This is a genomic window from Streptomyces sp. SS8 (genome assembly GCF_054072955.1).
Genome location: NZ_JBSVCZ010000003.1, coordinates 139,045 through 157,102, shown reverse-complemented (window position 1 = coordinate 157,102; position 18,058 = coordinate 139,045). Strand labels below are relative to the sequence as shown.

The following is an 18,058-nucleotide window of genomic DNA, read 5'->3' as shown; positions in this document are numbered from 1 at the left end:
GGGAACCACCGATCCGCCGGGCGGATCAGAAGTCCATGCCACCGCCCATGCCGGCAGCGGCGGCGGCGTCGGCGCCGCCCGCGGCCTTCTCCGGCTTGTCGGCGATGACGGCCTCGGTGGTGAGGAAGAGCGCCGCGATGGAGGCGGCGTTCTGCAGCGCGGAGCGGGTGACCTTGGCCGGGTCGATGATGCCCTCGGCGATCATGTCCACGTACTCACCGGAGGCGGCGTTCAGGCCGTGGCCCGGGGTCAGGTTGCGCACCTTCTCCACGATGACGCCGCCCTCGAGGCCGGCGTTGACCGCGATCTGCTTCAGCGGGGCCTCCAGCGCGGCCTTGACCGCGGCGGCACCGGTGGCCTCGTCGCCGTCGAGCTCCAGCTTCTCGAAGACCGCGGAGGCCTGCAGCAGGGCCACGCCGCCGCCGGCGACGATGCCCTCCTCGACGGCCGCCTTGGCGTTGCGCACCGCGTCCTCGATGCGGTGCTTGCGCTCCTTGAGCTCCACCTCGGTGGCGGCGCCGGCCTTGATGACGGCCACGCCGCCGGCCAGCTTCGCCAGACGCTCCTGGAGCTTCTCGCGGTCGTAGTCGGAGTCGGAGTTCTCGATCTCGGCGCGGATCTGGCTCACGCGGCCGTTGACCTGCTCGCTGTCACCGGCACCGTCGACGATGGTGGTCTCGTCCTTGGTGATGACGACCTTGCGGGCGCGGCCCAGCAGCTCCAGACCGGCGTTCTCCAGCTTGAGGCCGACCTCCTCGGAGATGACCTGGCCACCGGTGAGGATGGCGATGTCGCCGAGCATGGCCTTGCGGCGGTCGCCGAAGCCCGGGGCCTTGACGGCGACGGACTTGAAGGTGCCGCGGATCTTGTTGACCACCAGGGTGGAGAGGGCCTCGCCCTCGACGTCCTCGGCGATGATCAGCAGCGGCTTGCCGGCCTGCATGACCTTCTCCAGCAGCGGGAGCAGGTCCTTGACGGCGCTGATCTTGGAGTTGGCGATCAGGATGTAGGGGTCCTCCAGGACCGCCTCCATCCGCTCCATGTCGGTGGCGAAGTAGGCGGAGATGTAGCCCTTGTCGAAGCGCATGCCCTCGGTGAGCTCGAGCTCCAGACCGAAGGTCTGCGACTCCTCGACGGTGATGACGCCTTCCTTGCCGACCTTGTCCATGGCCTCGGCGATCAGCTCGCCGATCTGGGTGTCGGCGGCGGAGATGGAGGCGGTCGAGGCGATCTGCTCCTTGGTCTCCACCTCCTTGGCCTGCTCCAGCAGGGCGGCGGAGACGGCCTCGGTGGCCTTCTCGATACCGCGCTTGAGGGCCATCGGGTTGGCGCCGGCGGCGACGTTGCGCAGACCCTCGCGGACCAGCGCCTGGGCCAGGACGGTCGCGGTGGTCGTACCGTCACCGGCGACGTCGTCGGTCTTCTTCGCGACCTCCTTGACCAGCTCGGCGCCGATCTTCTCGTACGGGTCCTCGAGCTCGATCTCCTTGGCGATGGAGACACCATCGTTGGTGATCGTGGGGGCGCCCCACTTCTTCTCAAGGACGACGTTGCGGCCCTTGGGGCCGAGCGTGACCTTGACGGCGTCGGCGAGCTGGTTCATCCCGCGCTCGAGGCCGCGCCGCGCCTCCTCGTCGAACGCGATGGTCTTGGCCATGTGAAGTGGTCCTCCCTGGGGTTCCCCATGCCGAAGGCCAGGGGCGGGTTTGGGATGTGTCCGGACCGCTCTGGCGCCCGCGACGGACGGCCCACCGGCCCGGCGGTTCCTTGCTCCACCGGGCTTGCGGACCTCACCGAACCGGTCCTTGCTTTGTCACTCTCACCTTCAGAGTGCTAACGCCAATGATTAGCACTCGACCCCTCCGAGTGCAAGCGCGCAGGTGTTCCGCGCGCCCGTACCCGGCGGTACGGGCACGGAGGCGGGGAGCGCGGAGACGGGGAGCGCGGAGACGGGGAGCGCGGAGACGGAGCGCGGAGACGGAGCGCGGACGGAACCGCGGGCCCTCCCCGGTGCGCGGGCGCACAACAGGAGGGCCCGCGCCCCTGCCGGGACGCGGGCCCTCCTGTGCCGTCTACTGCTGGTGTGCGTCGTGGTGCGTGTGTCCGGCGCTTCAGGCCGTCACGCGGACCATGTCCGCCTGCGGGCCCTTCTGGCCCTGCGAAATCTCGAACTCGACCCGCTGCCCTTCCTCAAGGGTGCGGTATCCGTCCATCTGGATCGCGCTGTAGTGGACGAACACGTCCGCCCCACCGTCGACCGCGATGAAGCCGTATCCCTTCTCCGCGTTGAACCACTTGACGGTGCCTTGAGCCATTCCTAACTCCCCTATTGCCGGCCCTTGCGCGAGCCCGCGCTCCGCGGACCCGGGTCAGTCACCACCCCCCGGCGAGAGGGGGCGGCGTGCGCCGGAACGCGTCGACCGCGGCTGAATGTATCTGGGCAGACGCCCTCCGCAACAGGTCTGTCGGACGAGAATTCCGGTCACGCCGGATTGCCGATAAGCACATGAACGGCGGGAAAGCGGGGCAACTCGGGCCGGGCATAGCGGACCGACACGACAATTCACGCGGTAAATCCGGGCACAAGTTGTCGCGTTCTCATGGGCGCCGAAGTGCGCACTTGGGGGGAGGCACGCTCACTCTACCGCTCTCCAGGGGCCGGAATTACCAATTCCGTTTCCCGTCGCTGCCACACGCCCTCCCCCATGGAGCGCACACGCGGGCGGCCCCGCGCCCCCCTCCGTGCGAGAGGGGGCGCGGGGCCGCCCGCGTGCGGTGGCGCGTACGGCGCCGAAGGTCCGGCCGCCGGCCGTCCGGTCAGCAGCCGCCCGCGACGGCCGGGATGATGGAGACTCCCGAGCCGTCCGGCGTCGGCGTCCCCAGACCGTCGGCGAAGCGGACGTCGTCGTCGTCGACGTAGACGTTCACGAAGCGGCGCAGCTTGCCGGAGTCGTCCAGCACCCGGGCGGAGATGCCCTGGTGGTTCTTCTCCAGGTCCGCGATGACCTCGGCGAGCGTGGCGCCCTCGGCGGGCACCTCGGCCCGGCCGCCGGTGTAGGTGCGCAGGATGGTCGGGATTCGGACGGTGACGCTCATGCCAGGCCAGCCTCTCGGAAGGAGTCCAGGTTCGGACGGATGATCGCGGACGGTCCGGTGGTCGGCGCCACCGCGTCCAGGGTCTTGAGGCCGTCGCCGGTGTTGAGGACGACGGTGGTCAGGGACGGGTCGAGCACACCGGCCTCGATCAGCTTCCTCGTCACGCCGACGGTCACGCCGCCCGCGGTCTCGGCGAAGACGCCCTCGGTGCGGGCCAGCAGCTTGATCGCGTCGACGATCTGCCCGTCGTTCACGTCCTCCACCGCGCCTCCGGTGCGGCGGGCGATGTCCAGCACGTACGGGCCGTCGGCCGGGTTGCCGATGGCCAGCGACTTGGCGATGGTGTCCGGCTTCACCGGCCGCACCACGTCGTGGCCGTCCTTGAAGGCCCGCGCCACCGGCGAGCAGCCCTCGGCCTGGGCGCCGAAGATCTTGTAGGGCCGGTCCTCGACCAGCCCCAGGGCGATCAGCTCGCGCAGCCCCTTGTCGATCTTGGTGAGCTGGGAGCCGGAGGCGATCGGGACGACGAGCTGGTCCGGCAGCCGCCAGCCGAGCTGCTCGCAGATCTCGTACGCCAGGGTCTTGGAGCCCTCCGCGTAGTACGGGCGGAGGTTGACGTTGACGAAGCCCCAGCCTTCCCCGATCGGGTCCCCGATCAGCTCCGAGCAGAAGCGGTTCACATCGTCGTAGGTGCCCTCGATGCCCACCAGGTCGCCGCCGTAGACCGCGGCCATGACGACCTTGCCCTGCTCCAGGTCGTGCGGGATGAACACGCACGAGCGCAGGCCCGCGCGGGCCGCCGCGGCGCCGACCGCGCCGGCGAGGTTGCCGGTGGAGGAGCACGACAGGGTGGTGAAACCGAAGGCGCGGGCGGCCTCGACGGCGATGGCCACCACCCGGTCCTTGAAGGAGTGCGTGGGGTTGCCGGAGTCGTCCTTGACGTACAGGCCGCCGGTGACGCCCAGCTCGCGGGCGAGGTTGTCGGCCCTGACCAGCCTGGTGAAGCCCGGGTTCAGGTTCGGCTTGTCCGCCACGTCGGCCGGGACCGGCAGCAGCGGGGCGTAGCGCCAGATGCTGTCCGGGCCGGCCTCGATCCGCTTCCGCAGCTCCTCCGGGTCACCCCCCGGCAGGTCGTACGCGATCTCCAGGGGGCCGAAACACGCCTCGCAGGCGAAGCTCGGTCCGAGCGGGAAACGCTCACCGCACTCGCGGCAGGAGAGCGCCACGGCGGGGCCGAGCGAAAGGTCGGTGTCGGCTACAACAGTCTGCACAGCCATGGTCGGCGAGGCCCTTTCTCCTCATCTTCCCCGCGACGCCTTTCGCCGCAGGCCGGAATTGGCACCTTCCCCACCGTGGCCTCGGACTGTTGTCGACGAGTGCCGGCGGGAGGGTTGCCGGGGCTTCAACGGGCCGTTCCCTCTGCCCCTCTGGATGAGCTCTATGGCACCGGCCAATACCCTGACCGGGGCGTTTGTGCACGACGGGATCCCCGAGATGCGGAACTCCCGTGCGTCGTCCAAGACTGTAACCGAAGCCCTTGACCGCAAGGCCGGCCGTCCGAACCGCGAGACGAGAGGCACACGGGGACGGCACCGGAGCCCTCCGGAAGGCGGACCCGGACAAACGCCCCGGAAACATGCCCCGCACCGGGCATGGACGGCCGGTGGCGGGCAACCACGGTCCGACCACGGCCGGCACTCCCGGCCGGCACCCGGCCCGCACCACGACCGACAGCAGGAGACACGCCGAGATCACCCGGGCGACTCCGGTCCCGCAGAATGCCTGGGACCGCCGGGACGGCGGGGGCCACCGGGAGCACCGGGGAGACCGGGAATGCCGGGACCGCGAGGACCGTCGGGAACCGGCGGAAACCGGCGAGGACCGGCGAGGACCGTCAAGGACAGGGAGGCACACGTGCTGAATGAGGTCGACCACTGGCTGGAACGACGCTCATGGAGCGCTGCCGAACGCCCGCTGCACCGGCTGCTGGCCGCCAAGCGGGCCGCCGGACCGGCGGGCAGCGTGAGCGTGGTGCTTCCGGCGCTGAACGAGGAGGCGACGGTCGGCGACATAGTCGCCGCCATCCGCCGCGGACTGATGACCGACGACATGCCGCTGGTCGACGAGCTGGTGGTGGTGGACTCCGGTTCCACCGACCGCACCTCCGAGGTGGCGGCCGCCGCGGGCGCGAAGGTGGTGCACCGCGACGAGGTGCTGCCCCGGCTGCCCACGGTGCCGGGCAAGGGCGAGGTGCTGTGGCGGTCGCTGCTGGCCACCAGCGGCGAGATCGTCTGCTTCGTCGACGCGGATCTGCGGGAGTTCGACACCACGTTCGTGTCGGGCATCGTGGGGCCGCTGCTGACCGACCCGGACCTGGCGATGGTCAAGGCGATGTACGACCGCGCCATCGGCGACAGCCCGGCCGGCGGCGGCCGGGTCACCGAGCTGGTCGCCCGCCCCCTGCTCAACCTGTACTGGCCGCAGCTGGCGGGCTTCGTCCAGCCGCTGGGCGGCGAGTACGCGGCACGGCGCTCCCTGCTGGAGCGGCTCAGCTTCCCCGTCGGCTACGGCGTCGAGCTGGGCCTGCTGGTGGACGCGCTGCACACCGTCGGGCTCGACGCGCTCGCACAGGTCGACGTCGGCGTGCGCAGGCACCGCAACCAGGACGGTCTGGCGCTGGGGCGGATGGCCGCGGCGATACACCGCACCGCCCACGTACGGCAGGCGCGCGGCCCGCTGATACGCCCGGTGCTCACGCAGTTCGAGCGGGTGCCCGGGGGCGGTTTCGTACCGCACACCCACCCGGTGGACACCGAGGAGCGCCCGCCGATGTGCACCGTCCCCGAGTACACCGCCCGCCGCACGGCGGCCTGAGGACCGCGGGCCCGAGAAGGGGGAACCCCCGGCCCGGCGCGCGCCGGTGAAGTGCGTACCCGGCCCGGCGCGCGCCGTTCCAACCGCTCCCGCACCGGCCGGTGCGGGAGCCCCCCGTGCGGGCGCCGCCGTCCCCGCCCCGCACATGCTCCGCACACGCCGCGTGCGCGCCCCGGCCCGTGCGCTCCGGCCCGGTCTCCGCGGGCCTTCCGCGCCCCGTGTGACGAGAACCGTACGTTTGAGCGGTACGGACAGCGGCTAGGTTCCGCTCATGGTCACTCGGCACCAGGTACTCGTCGCCTCCAACCGCGGTCCCGTCTCCCACACGCTCGGCGAGGGGGGCGAGCTGACCGTCAAACGCGGCGGCGGCGGGCTGGTCTCCGGCCTGTCGGCCGTCAAGGGCGACGCGGTGTGGGTCTGCGCGGCGCTGGGCGAGGGCGACCGCGAGGCGGTGCGGCGCACGGGCGGCGAGCTGGATCCGGCGGACACCGGCGGCCAGCAGGTGCGGATGCTCGACATCGCGCCCGACGTCTTCGCGGACGCCTACAACGGCATCGCCAACTCCGTGCTGTGGTTCGTCCACCACATGCTCTACCAGACCCCGCTGGAGCCCGCCTTCGACGCGGACTTCGAGCGGCAGTGGCGCTCCTACGAGGCCTACAACGCGGCGTTCGCCGACGCGCTGGCCCAGGAGGCCGCCGAGGGCGCGGCCGTCCTCGTGCAGGACTACCACCTCACCCTCGTCCCGGCCATGCTGCGCGAGCGGCGTCCCGACCTGCGCATCGGCCACTTCTCCCACACCCCCTGGGCGCCGCCGGACTACTTCCGGATGCTGCCGGACGACCCGGACGGCGGAGTGGCCGCCGAGGTGCTGCGCGGCATCCTGGGCGCCGACCGGGCCGCCTTCCTCACCCGGCGCTGGGCCAACGCCTTCACCGACTGCTGTGTGAAGCTGCTGGGCGCGGAGGTCTCCGTGGCCGACGGCGGCGACGAGATGATCGTCACCCACGAGGGCCGGCAGACGCGCATAGGCGTCCACGGCCTGGGCGCCGACGCCGAGTTCCTGCGCGAGCGCTCCCGGCGGCCGGACGTGGAGGACCGGATCGCGCTGCTGCGCGGGCAGATCGGCCGCGGGCCCGACGGCGAGCCGCGCAGGGCGATCGTGCGCGTGGACCGCACCGAGCTGTCCAAGAACATCGTCCGCGGCCTGCTCGCCTACCGGCGGCTGCTGACCGACCGCCCCGAGTGGCGCGGCCGGGTCGTGCACGTCGCCTTCGCCTACCCCTCGCGGCAGGACCTGGCGGTCTACCGCGAGTACACCGACGAGGTCGCCCGCGTCGCCGAGGGGATCAACGCGGAGTTCGGCGAGGGCGACTGGACGCCGGTCGAGCTGCACCTCAAGGACGACTTCGCGCGCTCCCTGGCGGCCTACCGGCTGGCCGACGTCGCCCTGGTCAACCCGATCCGGGACGGCATGAACCTGGTGGCCAAGGAGATCCCGGTGCTCTCCGACGGCGGCTGCGCGCTGGTCCTCTCCCGCGAGGCCGGAGCCTTCGCCGAGCTGGCCGAGGACGCCATCACCGTCAACCCCTACGACATCGGCGCCACGGCGGACGCCCTGCACCGGGCGCTGACGATGGACGCGGGCGAGCGCGCCGAGCGCACCAAGCGCCTGGCCGCGGCGGCCACGGCCCTGCCGCCCACGAAGTGGTTCCTGGACCAGCTGAACGCGCTGCGCGACTGATCACCGGCCCCCGGCCCGCCTCCGGGTGTGCCCGGGAGCTCGCCCGGCGGCCTCGGCAGGTCCGGCGGGGCCTGAGAGCGGTGTCCGCCGCCGGTACCCGCGCGGGCACCGGCGGCGGGTCGCCCCGGCGGGTCGGCCGCCCCGGCGGGCGGCGCCCGGAAGGGCGCCTCCGGTTCGCGGGAACGGGCCGGCCGGCGGCGCCCTCCGGTACGGCCCGCCGGCGGGCCCGGGGGCCGGCTCCGCGCTCGCGGCGGGCGGGGCGCCCCGGGGCCGTCAGGCCCCCAGCGCGTCCGCCAGCGCGCCCAGCAGGCCCACCACTCCGGCGGGGCCGTCCACGACCAGATCCGCCCGTTCGGCCAGTGCGGTGACCTCGTCGCTGCCGCTGCACAGCAGCACCCCGGGCACGCCCTCGCCGCGCAGCCGGTCCACCGCGTCGTAGGCGGCCAGATCGCCCAGGTCGTCGCCGCCGTAGAGGACCGAGGCGGCGCCCGTCTCGCGGAGGAACTCCGTCAGGGCCATGCCCTTGTCCATGCCCGGGGGCCGCAGCTCCAGCACCAGGCGGCCGGGCTCCACGGCCAGCCCGTGCCGTCCGGCCAGCTCGGCCAGGGGACCGCGCAGCAGCTCGAAGGCGCCCTGCGGATCGGCGGCCCGGCGGGTGTGGACGGCCAGCGCGCGGCCCTTGTCCTCGGTCCGGACGCCCTGCGGCGCCCCGGCCTTCTCCAGCAGGCCGGGCAGTTCGGCGCGTACCGCCTCCACGCCCGGGTGGGGCGGCGGGGTGCGGGTCTCGCCCGTGGCGGCGTCCCAGCGCTCCGCGCCGTACGCGCCGAGCACCACCAGATGCTCCAGACCCTGCGCCCCGGCGAAGCCGCCGTAGCGCGCGGCCGTGGCGGCCGGGCGCCCGGTGACGATGACGACGGCCCGCAGCAGCGGCGCCAGCCGGGCCAGGACGGGCACCGCCTCCGGGTGGGCGCGGGCGCTGTCGGGGTCGGGGACGATCGGGGCGATCGTCCCGTCGAAGTCGAGGGCGACCACGGCCCGCCCGGGGGCGGCCAGCAGCGCGGCCAGCCCGTCGCGTCCGGCGGAGGTGGTCGGTACGGGGAGTTGCTCCGGGAAGGTGTGTGAGGAGTGGCTGCCCATGCCTGGGACCATACCCGGCGGCCGTCCCCTCACCGCCCCTACCGCAGCCCGCGCCGCTCGTCGCGCCGGCGGCGGAGCCGGTTGACCGTGACCGGGTCGCGGGCCAGGGCGCGCGGGTCGTCGAGCAGGGCGTTGAGCACCTGGTAGTAGCGCGTGGGCGACATCCCCAGGCGCTCGCGTATCGCGCGCTCCTTGGCGCCGGGATTCGGCCAGCCCCGGCGCTCGACGGCGAGCACGGCCTCGTCCTCCTCGGACAGGCCGCCGGTGCCGTCGCCGCCGCTCGGCTGCTCGCTGCCGGTGCTCACCCCTCCAACCTACTGCCGCGCTCGGACACCGCATCCCGGCGGCCGGACGGCCCCCGCCCCATCGCGTATCGCTTCGACAACGGTGCTTCACTCTCCCGGGCCGGGGCTGCTATCCACGTGCGTGTACCCGCCCGCCGGGATCCACAGCCGACCGCGACCCGTGCCCCGTCCCGCACCACAGCGCACCACGCCCTCCGCCCCGCCCCCGTCACGAGGAGCCCCGCATGGCCGCCGCAGAGCCGTCCCGCACCGCCGCCGAGATCGCCACCCAGCCCGGTTGCTGGCGGCGGGCGGCGAAGGCGGTGGAGTCCGGGTCCGCCGGGGCGCTGCCGCGCCCGGGTGAGCGGGTGGCGGTGACCGGCTGCGGCACCTCGTGGTTCATGGCCCAGTCCTACGCGGCGCTGCGCGAGGCCGCCGGGCAGGGCGAGACGGACGCCTTCGCGGCCTCGGAGTTCCCGGCCGGGCGTGCGTACGACCGGGTGGTGGCGATCACCCGTTCCGGCACCACCTCCGAGGTCCTCGGTCTCCTGGCCCACCTGCGGGGCCGCGTGCCGACCACCGCCCTGACCGCCGACCCCGCCACGCCAGTGACGGAGACCGCCGGGCACACCGCCGTCCTGGACTGGGCGGACGAGGAGTCGGTCGTCCAGACCCGCTTCGCCACGACGGCGCTGGCGCTGCTGCGCGCGGGCCTGGAGCGGCACGGCGCGCCGCCGGCCGGGGTGAAGCCGGTCGAGCAGGCGGCGGTCGACGCGGAGCTGGCCGTCGTCCAGCCGCTGCCCCCGGCCGCGCTGGAGGCCGAGCAGTGGACGTTCCTGGGCCGGGGCTGGACGTACGGGCTGGCGCTGGAGGCCGCGCTGAAAATGCGTGAGGCGGCCGGCGCCTGGACGGAGGCGTACCCGGCGATGGAGTACCGCCACGGCCCCATCGCGATCGCCCGCCCGGGCCGTGCCGTCTGGCTGCTGGGCTCCCTGCCGGAGGGGCTGTCCGGTGACATCGCGCGGGCGGGCGGGACCCTGCTGGCGGACTCCGACTGCCCGGCCACGGGCGACCGGGCGCTGGACCCGATGGCCGATCTGATCCGGGCCCAGCGCCTGGCGGTCGCCCTGGCGGAGGCCTCCGGCGCGGACCCGGACCGGCCGCGCAACCTCACGCGCAGCGTGGTCCTGGGCTGACGCGCCCGCCGGCGGCCCACCGGGGCCGCTCGTACAGCGCCCGTACCGCCCGTACAGACCTCGTACAGCCGGGGACTGTACGTGCCGAAATGCCGCGAACCCGCTGACGCGGCGGGACGGTTCCAACACAGTGGGTGCATGAAGGACCACCGTGAGAAGTCACCAGATCACCTGACCATCCGCGTACGGGCCCAGGACGACCCCGTCTCCCGGGTCACCGAGCACGACACCGTCGAGGCGTCCGTGCGCTACCCGCATGTCGTGATCCGGGGGCCCGTCTTCGGCTTCGCCGAGCAGCGGCCCGAGGACGGGGCCCGCTGGCGGCTGCTGAGCGACATGGACAGCGGCTTCCCGCAGCACGCCCGGGACGGCCTCAACTCGTACCTGTGGTTCATGGCCCGGGACGACACCGAGGACCGGGCGCTGCGCCGCCGGCTGCTGGCCGCCGTCGCCCGGCTGGAGACCGAGCCGGTGGACGAGGTCTCGGTGGGCGACACCCGCTACCGCGTCGTGCGCGGCGACGAGTTCGCCCGCATCGGCCCCGACGGGCTGGAACCGCCCCGCCCCACCGACCCCGAGCCCCCGGGGCCGCTCTCCTGGAAACTGAGCGACCGGTCGGTCTCACGGACGAAGGGCTTCGTCATCGACCACGCCGCCGCCGTGGGTCTCATGACGGGCATCCAGCGGGTCGAGCTGCTGTCGCTGGCCTACCGGGCCGCGCGCTACCCGGAGGAGGTGCGGGCGGACTCCCTGCGCGCCCTCCACACCCACCCCGGCGTGGTGCTCCTGCCCGCCGCCTTCGCCTTCGCCGAGGAGAAGGAGGACTCCTGGGAGCCGGTCTGCGTCTCCCTGCCCACCCCGCACGACGCCCGGCGGTCGATGGTGAACCATCTGAAGGAGATCCGGCCCATGCTCTACGACGTCCCCCCGGACGAGGCCGAGGAGGACGCGCGGGCGGCCGACGAGTACGTGGCCGCGACCCCGCGCGGCGACGAACTGCGGGTGCGCGGCCGGTGCTTCCGGATCGTCCGCGTGGAGCGGCTGATCCGCGTCGGCCCCGACGGGCCCGAGACGTCCCGCCCCTCGGACCGGGACCCTCAGCCCCCGATGCGGCTCCACCCGGTGATGGACGAGTTCGGAAACATCCTCCGCGACTGACCGCCCGGCCCCCGCTGTCCCGCCCGCCCGGCCCCCGGCCGGGCGGGACAGCGCCCGGCACACGGCCTATCGAAGGAGACAACGAGGGGAAGCGGGCCGGAATTCGGTCCCTCAATAAAAGTACTGGGTCAGAAGACACCCCCGCACGCGTCACCTCAGACCCACCGCGCGTACCCTTCTGTGATCTTCTCAAGAATCTTCGGGTGCAGGCCCGTCCCCTCGCTCTCCGATGCGGGGAACCTGACGCCCAGAGCATCTGAGCGCTCTTGGAAGATGTTCACCAAGTACCCGCCGTCCCGGTTCTCGGAGAAGACCTCCTCAGCCTTTCCTTCTCCTGCTCTCCCATAGCCATCCATCCACCCATCCCGGGCCCCGTCATCACTTCGCCCCTCAAGCACCTGAGCCCCTATGGCGTCCAGAAATCCCATGGACTCCCCCACCCTCAGGGCTGCCAGCTCGGCTCCCACGGTCCCCTTCCGGAAGTCTTCCTCACCAAGTTCGGCGACGTCTCCCCTGGCAAGATCAAAGTGGAACCTGTGAATCTCTCCGAAGGACTCACCGTCCTCGGCCACCCCGCGAACAAAATCCTCGACCATCGACCTGTCGATGTCCACATCGTTCGGCTCGGTCACCAGCATGTCACTTGAGAGATTCCCGTACAGGCCAATGACGTAGCGAATGTCCGACGAGTAGAAGTTGAAGGCGTTCGCCATGTTCCGGCGGGTTTCCCGAGGAACGGCTTCAGGGTCGTCCTGGACACGATCCCCATACGCCTTTACAACCTTCTCGAAGACACGGACGCGCTCGGCACCATGCTCGGGCGTCCTCTCCGGTGGACGGGTTCCCGCAGGCCGGCCCGTCATGGCCGTCTCCAGCTCGCCCCCGCACTCGGCCGTCGATCCACCCCCCTCTGGCTCACCCCCGGGCACGAGGCTCCAGCAGAAGGCGTTCCGCTCCTCCCGCTCCGCCGATCCGTCGGCACCGCTCCAGAACCACCAGCCGGCAAGCACCACTGCCGCTAGGGCCACAACCATCCCGGCCGGCCCCAGCGTCGGACGCCACTTGCTCCCCTTGAGTTCTTCGGTCACGCGGAGCACCTCAGCTCCCGGCACACCGCCCCTGTGAGCATCCTGGACCGATTCACGGTGCTCCCCCTATAGGACCCCTGGCCTGACCAATACCGTGGTTGTATCCACCCGCCGCCCATGGCGTGACCTTCACCGTGAAAACTCCTTCTTCTTTATCTGTCAAATAGCTTTTCGACAACCCCAGGTCAAGCGCCTTTTCCGCGAGAGCTCTCTCCAGCCTCGGATACCCATTCTGCTGGTAGCACTTTATCAACTCTTCTTTATACTTCTCCTCAGTCTCCGCATTAGCCTTGTCGAGCCCCTCTCCCGCACCTATGTCAACAAGACGCTGAAATACATCACCAACCACAGGTATACCCGTGACCGGGGCACCTATCGCGTGATAGCTGTAAACTTTATCCCAGCCATTATCGGAAAGTTCATCTTCTCGCTGAGACGAGATCACGTCGGCCCGAATTCCGTCCAGCGATCCCATCACCTGCCCGCTCACCTAAGAAATAAGCTGAATCTTACTGGCACCCTTCTCGAAATCCCCCCTATCCAGCTCTTCCATATCTCCGGCGATTATCCGCATCTGAGAGTCATGAATCGCCTGGAAAGCTCTTCCATCTTCTGAAATATCGCGGATAAATCGGCTGACCGCCCCTCTGTCGAGATCGATCTTATTGGGATCCGTCGAAACATCCTGGACAGAACCATCATTCCTGTCTCCATGATCGACTCTCATGCCCAATATTTCATGGATATCCTCTGGATAGCAAGCGAGTGCATTCGCCATGTTCTGACGAATATTATCGTGCATCACCGCTCTCTCGAATTTCTCTCCGGTGCTCCCGTTCGGATTTTCCATTGCCGCATACGAATTGATTACGTTCTCCAGGAGGTGTGCCTGCTTCTCGCTGTGGCGCGTGGGGTTCTCTCCCTGAGGATCCTCACCGGGGACCTGGCCGGTCATGGCGGCCTCCAGGGCCGCGCCGAAGCCGACGTGGCTGTCGGCGTCGGCCTTGTCCGGGCCGGACACCTCGACCTTGCGGTACTCGGAGGTGTTGACCAGATCCCAGTCGCGCTCCTTCTGGAGGTATTGCAGACGGTCCTTTCCGGCGGCCGTGTCAGGGTCGAAGTAGGCGGTGGCGATGTCGGGGGTCTTGCTCATGATGCCGAGGACACCGTCGTAGGGATCGTTGGCGAACCAGCTGTCCCCGTCCCGTGCGAAGGTGCCGTCCTCTTTCCTCGTGCCCGCGAACCCCCGGTCGAGGTCCCAGATGTCGGGATCGCCCCTCCGCTTCGAATCCTCGTCCGTCTGCTTCGAGTCCTCGACGGCGCGGATGTCGTCGGCGAGGTCGTGCAGGAACTGCTCGCTGTAGCCGCTGCCGTTCTGCATCAGGGTGACGATCGACTGGTAGCCCCGCATCTTCTGATCACTGTCGGCATGGCCGACGATCTCGGCGTCGTACTCCTTGAGGCCGACTTCCTTGAGGTCCTTCATCCACTTGTCGTAGAACCTCTGGTCCTCTTCCCTCTCCCTGCCCTTGCCCTCGACCTTGGTGGCGGTGGCGATGACGTCGGCCAGGTGCCGGTCCATGTTCAGGTATTGCTTCTTCCGGCCGGTCTCCTCGAAGTACGCGCGGTCGGTCAGCTCGTTGTGCGTGCGGATGACACCGTCGGGGCCGCCCAGGGAGGTGATGAGGGTACGGCTGAACTCCTGGTCGGACTTGTTCTCCCGCATCAGGAGGTCCAGTTCGCTCCGCTCCGCGTCGGAGAGCTTCTCTCCCCGCCTGATCTTGTCGTACAGCTCCTCGGCGCGTGCGGCGTTGGCCTCGCCAGCATCACTCCTGAGCGCCCCGTTGAAGCCGTCCAGCAGTCCCTTGTTGCCGTCGGACGGGTCCGACATGAGCGCCATGCGGAAGTTCTCGTCGGCGTCCTGGACGTTCTTGACCGCGTCGAGGATCTTGTTCGTCCAGGATTCCTCCAGCTCCTGGCGGGCGAGCCGGTTGCTGCGGTAGATCTTCGCCCTGTTCTCGTCCATCCTGGCGAGGTCCGCGGTGCAGCGGCCGGAGTACGGGTTGACGGTCATGCAGACCTCGATGGCCTGATCGCGCAGTTCGATGACCTTGTTGCGCCGGGAGTTGAGCGTCCTGTACGCCTCTTTCAGCAGCGCACCGACGGCTTTTGCCTCGTCGCGCGCGCCCGCGTACTCCTCCAGTGTGACCTGGGCCCGGCTCTTGAACGTCGTGGCCGACTCGCCCCGCCAGCCGTCGGCCTCCACCGCGGCCTTGACGTGGTCACGGTAGTTGTCGTGCAGCTCTCCGAACCGCTTGCCCATGCCCTCTCAGGCGTCCGCCGCGTCCGAAAGGCTCGACAAACCGGTGTTGACGATCGTCTCGTAGTCGACTGTCATGTCGGTTCCCCTCTTCCGCTCAGAAGCCCGCTATCGGGCTCTTCGCCGCCGGACGGTCCAGGTTCGGGCTCGGCGAGGAGCCGGCGCCGGGCGCGTAGTCGCTCAGGGCACTGCGGTAGGGAGGGGAGATTCCGTTGAAGGACGCCTTGGTGTCGGTCTCGTTGTTCCCGAAGAGGGTGTTGGTCTGCTCGAGTCCGGTGAGTTCGGCATCCAGGCGGCCCTGGAGCCGCTTGGAGTTCCGTTCCCACTTGTTCAGCCGGTGGGACAGACCCCTGGCCACCTCCCAGCCGTTCAGCTTCCCCGTGGTGCAGGTGGAGGGCACTACGTCGTCGGGCCCCCATGGTTCCGCCCGCATGTGGACGCTGCGGTCGCCGTTCCCGCCGTCACCGGTCCAGTCGAGTCGGCAGTCGATGAACGCGCGGCTCTCGTGGCCGGGGTCGAGGAGCGTGCCGTACTGCCCGTGCGTCACGGCCGAGTCGCGGGGCAGGAACGGGTCAAGGTGGGCGGCGGGCAGCAGGCCGGCGCACGCCTTCCGTACCTGCGCACGGTTGGCCCTCAGATATTCGTCGTCCCGCATTGAGTAGGCGATCACCGCCGTCACGACGGCGAGGACCGCCATCCCCAGAACAGTGGTACGCAGCCGACCGCGTTTCCACAGACTCCCCATGATCCCCCCGCCGGTCCTCGCCCGACGCTAACAGAGGGGATGGAGGGGGTCGGGTTTTCCACAGCTCGCCGAACGGCGTTCGGCCCTGCGCGCCTGCTCATGGCGTCCGGGCCCCCGGGCGCGGCCCCGACCGGCGGCAGAGTGGACTAGACCTTTCGCGGGTGACAGGTGAGACTGTCCCCGTGACTCCTCGGCATGACGAAACCGCGTATGTCGTCGCCCTCGACGTGGGCGGCACCGGGCTGAAGGGCGCCCTCGTCGGGCCCGGCCACACACTGCTGCACCAGGCCCGGCGGCCCACCGGGCGGGAGGACGGCCCGGAGGCCGTGGTGGGGAACGTACTCGCGTTCGCCGAAGGGCTGCGGAAGGCCGGGGTCGCGCGGTACGGCGCCGAGCCCGTGGCCGCGGGGGTCGCGGTGCCGGGGATCGTCGACGACGCGGCGGGTACGGCCGTCTACTCCACCAACCTCGGCTGGCGGGACGTGCCCCTGCGCGACCTGCTGTCCGCGCGGCTGGGCGGGGTGCCCGTCGCCCTCGGGCACGACGTGCGCGCCGGCGGACTCGCCGAGGGGCGGATCGGGGCGGGGGCGGGCGTGGACCGCTTCCTGTTCACGGCGCTGGGCACCGGCATCGCCGGCGCCGTCGGGATCGACGGCCGGGTGGAGCCGGGCGCGCACGGCGGCGCGGGCGAGATCGGCCACATCACCGTACGGCCCGGCGGGCCCGAGTGCGGCTGCGGGCGGCGCGGCTGCCTGGAGCTGTTCGCCTCCGCCGCCGCCGTGGGCCGGGCCTGGGCCGGGGCGTGCGGCGACCCGGGAGCGACGGCGGCCGGTGCCGCCCGGGCCGTGGAGGCGGGCGACCCGCGGGCCGCCGCCGTCTGGCGCGACGCGGTCGACGCCCTCTCCGAGGGCCTGGTCACCGCGATCACCCTGCTGGACCCGCGGGTGCTGATCGTCGGCGGCGGGCTGGCGGAGGCGGGCGAGACGCTTCTGGCGCCGCTGCGCGAGGCCGTACGCGCCAAGGTCACCTTCCAGCACGTCCCCACGATCGTTCCGGCGGCCCTCGGGGACGCCGCCGGGTGCCTGGGCGCGGGGCTCCTCGCCTGGGACCTACTCTCCGCGGAGGTTGCGAGCCGATGACCGGTCCGAAGACGGCGCAGACGACGGGGGCGCGGCGCACCGTGCTGACGGGCGCCCGGGTGGTGCTGCCGGACGGCGTGGCCGAGGACGGCAGGGTGACGGTGGAGGGATCGCGCATCGCCGCCGGCGCCCCCGGGGAGGCGGGCACGCTCGACCTGGCCGGCCACTGGGTCGTGCCCGGCTTCGTCGACATGCACGTCCACGGCGGCGGCGGGGCGTCCTTCTCCGCGGGCTCGGCCGAGGAGGCGCTGCGGGTGATCGCCACCCACCGGGCGCACGGCACCACGACGATGGTCGCCTCCACCGTCACCGGCGCTCCGGACGAACTCGCCCGGCAGGCCGCCGTGCTGTCGGAGCTGGTGGAGCAGGGCGATCTGGCGGGCATCCACTTCGAGGGCCCCTTCATCGCCCGCGGCCGCTGCGGCGCCCACGACCCCGCCCTGCTGCGCGATCCCGACCCGGCCGATGTGCGCGCACTGGTGGAGGCGGCGCGTGGCGCGGCGCGGATGGTGACGCTCGCGCCGGAGCTGCCCGGCGGCCTGGATTCGGTGCGGCTGCTGGCCGACAGCGGGGTGATCGCGGCCGTCGGCCACACCGACGCCTCCTACGAGGCCGTGCTGGAGGCCGTCGGGGCGGGCGCGACGGTCGCCACGCACCTGTTCAACGCGATGCCCCCGCTGCTGCACCGCGCCCCCGGCCCGGTGGCGGCGCTGCTGGAGGACGAGCGGGTCACCGTCGAGCTGATCAACGACGGCGTCCATCTGCACCCCGCCGTCCTGGAGCTGGCCTTCGCCCGCGCCGGAGCCGGCCGGGTCGCCTTCGTCACCGACGCCATGGGAGCGGCCGGCATGGGCGACGGCCTCTACCCGCTCGGCCCGCTTCAGGTGCGCGTCACCGACGGCGTCGCCCGGCTGGTGGAGGGCGGCTCGATCGCCGGCTCCACGCTCACCCTGGACGAGGCGCTGCGGCGCGCGGTGACGGTGGACGGCCTGCGGATCGAGGACGCGGTACGGGCCCTGTCGCTCAACCCGGCGAGGCTGCTGGGGGTCGCCGACCGGGTGGGGTCGATCGAGCCCGGCAAGTACGCCGATCTGGTGGTGCTGGACGGCGGCTACCGGGTGGCGGGCGTCATGCGCCGGGGCGAGTGGGTGGTGCCCCCTCGCGTCCCGGACACCGCGGAGCCCGCCGGGGTTGTACGCGGTGGCGCGACGGCCTGATTGCGTTACGGTCTCGTTCCCACATCGAGCGCGGGCGGGCGCCTTCGCCCTCTGGGCCGA

Annotated in this window: 16 protein-coding genes and 1 riboswitch; of the genes, 6 read left to right on the top strand and 10 right to left on the bottom strand. The window is 71.5% G+C overall.

Annotated features, from left to right (window positions below; genetic code table 11):
- Nucleotides 1–25: 25 nt before the first annotated feature.
- The 4 genes from groL to thrC all read right to left on the bottom strand — a co-directional run bounded on the left by groL (nucleotide 26) and on the right by thrC (nucleotide 4,373).
- A complete protein-coding gene (gene groL, locus ACW69E_RS04635) occupies nucleotides 26–1,657 on the bottom strand; it encodes a chaperonin GroEL (protein WP_457496880.1) in 1,632 nt (543 codons plus the stop codon).
- A 454-nt stretch (nucleotides 1,658–2,111) separates the two neighbouring features.
- Nucleotides 2,112–2,315, bottom strand: coding sequence for a cold-shock protein (locus ACW69E_RS04630; RefSeq protein WP_004986573.1), 204 nt, complete (start codon nucleotides 2,313–2,315; stop codon nucleotides 2,112–2,114).
- Between the two features lie 502 nt (nucleotides 2,316–2,817).
- On the bottom strand, nucleotides 2,818–3,096 hold the full coding sequence (locus ACW69E_RS04625; protein ID WP_457496879.1) for a MoaD/ThiS family protein: 279 nt from the start codon (nucleotides 3,094–3,096) through the stop codon (nucleotides 2,818–2,820).
- Nucleotides 3,093–4,373, bottom strand: coding sequence for a threonine synthase (gene thrC, locus ACW69E_RS04620; protein WP_457496878.1), 1,281 nt, complete (start codon nucleotides 4,371–4,373; stop codon nucleotides 3,093–3,095). The genes ACW69E_RS04625 and thrC overlap by 4 nt, the downstream gene beginning before the upstream one ends.
- Nucleotides 4,374–4,391: 18 nt before the next feature.
- A riboswitch (SAM riboswitch) is annotated at nucleotides 4,392–4,534 on the bottom strand.
- A gap of 476 nt (nucleotides 4,535–5,010) precedes the next feature.
- Between thrC and ACW69E_RS04615 the strand changes: the two genes are divergently transcribed.
- Together ACW69E_RS04615 and ACW69E_RS04610 are read left to right on the top strand one after the other, a co-directional pair.
- Nucleotides 5,011–5,970, top strand: coding sequence for a glucosyl-3-phosphoglycerate synthase (locus tag ACW69E_RS04615; RefSeq protein ID WP_457496877.1), 960 nt, complete (start codon nucleotides 5,011–5,013; stop codon nucleotides 5,968–5,970).
- A 271-nt stretch (nucleotides 5,971–6,241) separates the two neighbouring features.
- Entirely contained in the window at nucleotides 6,242–7,714 is a 1,473-nt protein-coding gene (locus ACW69E_RS04610; protein WP_457496876.1) for an alpha,alpha-trehalose-phosphate synthase (UDP-forming), read from the top strand.
- A 273-nt stretch (nucleotides 7,715–7,987) separates the two neighbouring features.
- Here ACW69E_RS04610 and otsB read toward each other — a convergent pair whose 3' ends face one another.
- Together otsB and ACW69E_RS04600 are read right to left on the bottom strand one after the other, a co-directional pair.
- Complete coding sequence (gene otsB / locus ACW69E_RS04605; protein ID WP_457496875.1) at nucleotides 7,988–8,851, bottom strand: trehalose-phosphatase; 864 nt, start codon at nucleotides 8,849–8,851, stop codon at nucleotides 7,988–7,990.
- 38 nt (nucleotides 8,852–8,889) lie between these two features.
- A complete protein-coding gene (locus ACW69E_RS04600) occupies nucleotides 8,890–9,156 on the bottom strand; it encodes a DUF3263 domain-containing protein (RefSeq protein ID WP_457496874.1) in 267 nt (88 codons plus the stop codon).
- Between the two features lie 224 nt (nucleotides 9,157–9,380).
- Between ACW69E_RS04600 and ACW69E_RS04595 the strand changes: the two genes are divergently transcribed.
- Nucleotides 9,381–10,331, top strand: coding sequence for an SIS domain-containing protein (locus ACW69E_RS04595; RefSeq protein ID WP_457496873.1), 951 nt, complete (start codon nucleotides 9,381–9,383; stop codon nucleotides 10,329–10,331).
- 138 nt (nucleotides 10,332–10,469) lie between these two features.
- Nucleotides 10,470–11,489 carry a DUF5954 family protein gene (locus ACW69E_RS04590; RefSeq protein WP_457496872.1) on the top strand — a complete coding sequence of 340 codons (1,020 nt, stop codon included), beginning with the start codon at nucleotides 10,470–10,472 and terminating at the stop codon, nucleotides 11,487–11,489.
- 155 nt (nucleotides 11,490–11,644) lie between these two features.
- Here the strand turns inward: ACW69E_RS04590 and ACW69E_RS04585 are convergent, their stop codons facing one another.
- The 4 genes from ACW69E_RS04585 to ACW69E_RS04570 form a co-directional block, all read right to left on the bottom strand.
- Nucleotides 11,645–12,577, bottom strand: coding sequence for a hypothetical protein (locus ACW69E_RS04585; RefSeq protein ID WP_457496871.1), 933 nt, complete (start codon nucleotides 12,575–12,577; stop codon nucleotides 11,645–11,647).
- A 52-nt stretch (nucleotides 12,578–12,629) separates the two neighbouring features.
- Nucleotides 12,630–13,052 (bottom strand): hypothetical protein, encoded by a 423-nt coding sequence (locus tag ACW69E_RS04580; RefSeq protein WP_457496870.1) that lies wholly within the window; start codon nucleotides 13,050–13,052, stop codon nucleotides 12,630–12,632.
- A 15-nt stretch (nucleotides 13,053–13,067) separates the two neighbouring features.
- The gene (locus ACW69E_RS04575) at nucleotides 13,068–14,900 is read right to left on the bottom strand and encodes a hypothetical protein (RefSeq protein WP_457496869.1); all 1,833 of its coding nucleotides are present in this window, start codon (nucleotides 14,898–14,900) and stop codon (nucleotides 13,068–13,070) included.
- A 94-nt stretch (nucleotides 14,901–14,994) separates the two neighbouring features.
- Complete coding sequence (locus tag ACW69E_RS04570) at nucleotides 14,995–15,594, bottom strand: hypothetical protein (RefSeq protein WP_457496868.1); 600 nt, start codon at nucleotides 15,592–15,594, stop codon at nucleotides 14,995–14,997.
- A 230-nt stretch (nucleotides 15,595–15,824) separates the two neighbouring features.
- Between ACW69E_RS04570 and ACW69E_RS04565 the strand changes: the two genes are divergently transcribed.
- Nucleotides 15,825–16,781, top strand: coding sequence for an ROK family protein (locus ACW69E_RS04565; RefSeq protein ID WP_412721650.1), 957 nt, complete (start codon nucleotides 15,825–15,827; stop codon nucleotides 16,779–16,781).
- Nucleotides 16,778–17,998, top strand: a complete 1,221-nt coding sequence (nagA, locus tag ACW69E_RS04560) for an N-acetylglucosamine-6-phosphate deacetylase (protein ID WP_457496867.1) — start codon at nucleotides 16,778–16,780, stop codon at nucleotides 17,996–17,998. The genes ACW69E_RS04565 and nagA overlap by 4 nt, the downstream gene beginning before the upstream one ends.
- The last annotated feature ends 60 nt before the right edge of the window (nucleotides 17,999–18,058 follow it).

Bases quoted from the DNA above. Each gene is read 5' to 3' on its own strand.
- otsB (WP_457496875.1), bottom strand. From the start codon at position 8,851: ATGGGCAGCCACTCCTCACACACCTTCCCGGAGCAACTCCCCGTACCG.
- ACW69E_RS04625 (WP_457496879.1), bottom strand. From the start codon at position 3,096: ATGAGCGTCACCGTCCGAATCCCGACCATCCTGCGCACCTACACCGGC.
- ACW69E_RS04595 (WP_457496873.1), top strand. From the start codon at position 9,381: ATGGCCGCCGCAGAGCCGTCCCGCACCGCCGCCGAGATCGCCACCCAG.
- groL (WP_457496880.1), bottom strand. From the start codon at position 1,657: ATGGCCAAGACCATCGCGTTCGACGAGGAGGCGCGGCGCGGCCTCGAG.
- ACW69E_RS04570 (WP_457496868.1), bottom strand. From the start codon at position 15,594: ATGGCGGTCCTCGCCGTCGTGACGGCGGTGATCGCCTACTCAATGCGG.
- ACW69E_RS04590 (WP_457496872.1), top strand. From the start codon at position 10,470: ATGAAGGACCACCGTGAGAAGTCACCAGATCACCTGACCATCCGCGTA.
- ACW69E_RS04580 (WP_457496870.1), bottom strand. From the start codon at position 13,052: ATGGGATCGCTGGACGGAATTCGGGCCGACGTGATCTCGTCTCAGCGA.
- ACW69E_RS04630 (WP_004986573.1), bottom strand. From the start codon at position 2,315: ATGGCTCAAGGCACCGTCAAGTGGTTCAACGCGGAGAAGGGATACGGC.
- thrC (WP_457496878.1), bottom strand. From the start codon at position 4,373: ATGGCTGTGCAGACTGTTGTAGCCGACACCGACCTTTCGCTCGGCCCC.
- nagA (WP_457496867.1), top strand. From the start codon at position 16,778: ATGACCGGTCCGAAGACGGCGCAGACGACGGGGGCGCGGCGCACCGTG.
- ACW69E_RS04575 (WP_457496869.1), bottom strand. From the start codon at position 14,900: ATGGGCAAGCGGTTCGGAGAGCTGCACGACAACTACCGTGACCACGTC.
- ACW69E_RS04610 (WP_457496876.1), top strand. From the start codon at position 6,242: ATGGTCACTCGGCACCAGGTACTCGTCGCCTCCAACCGCGGTCCCGTC.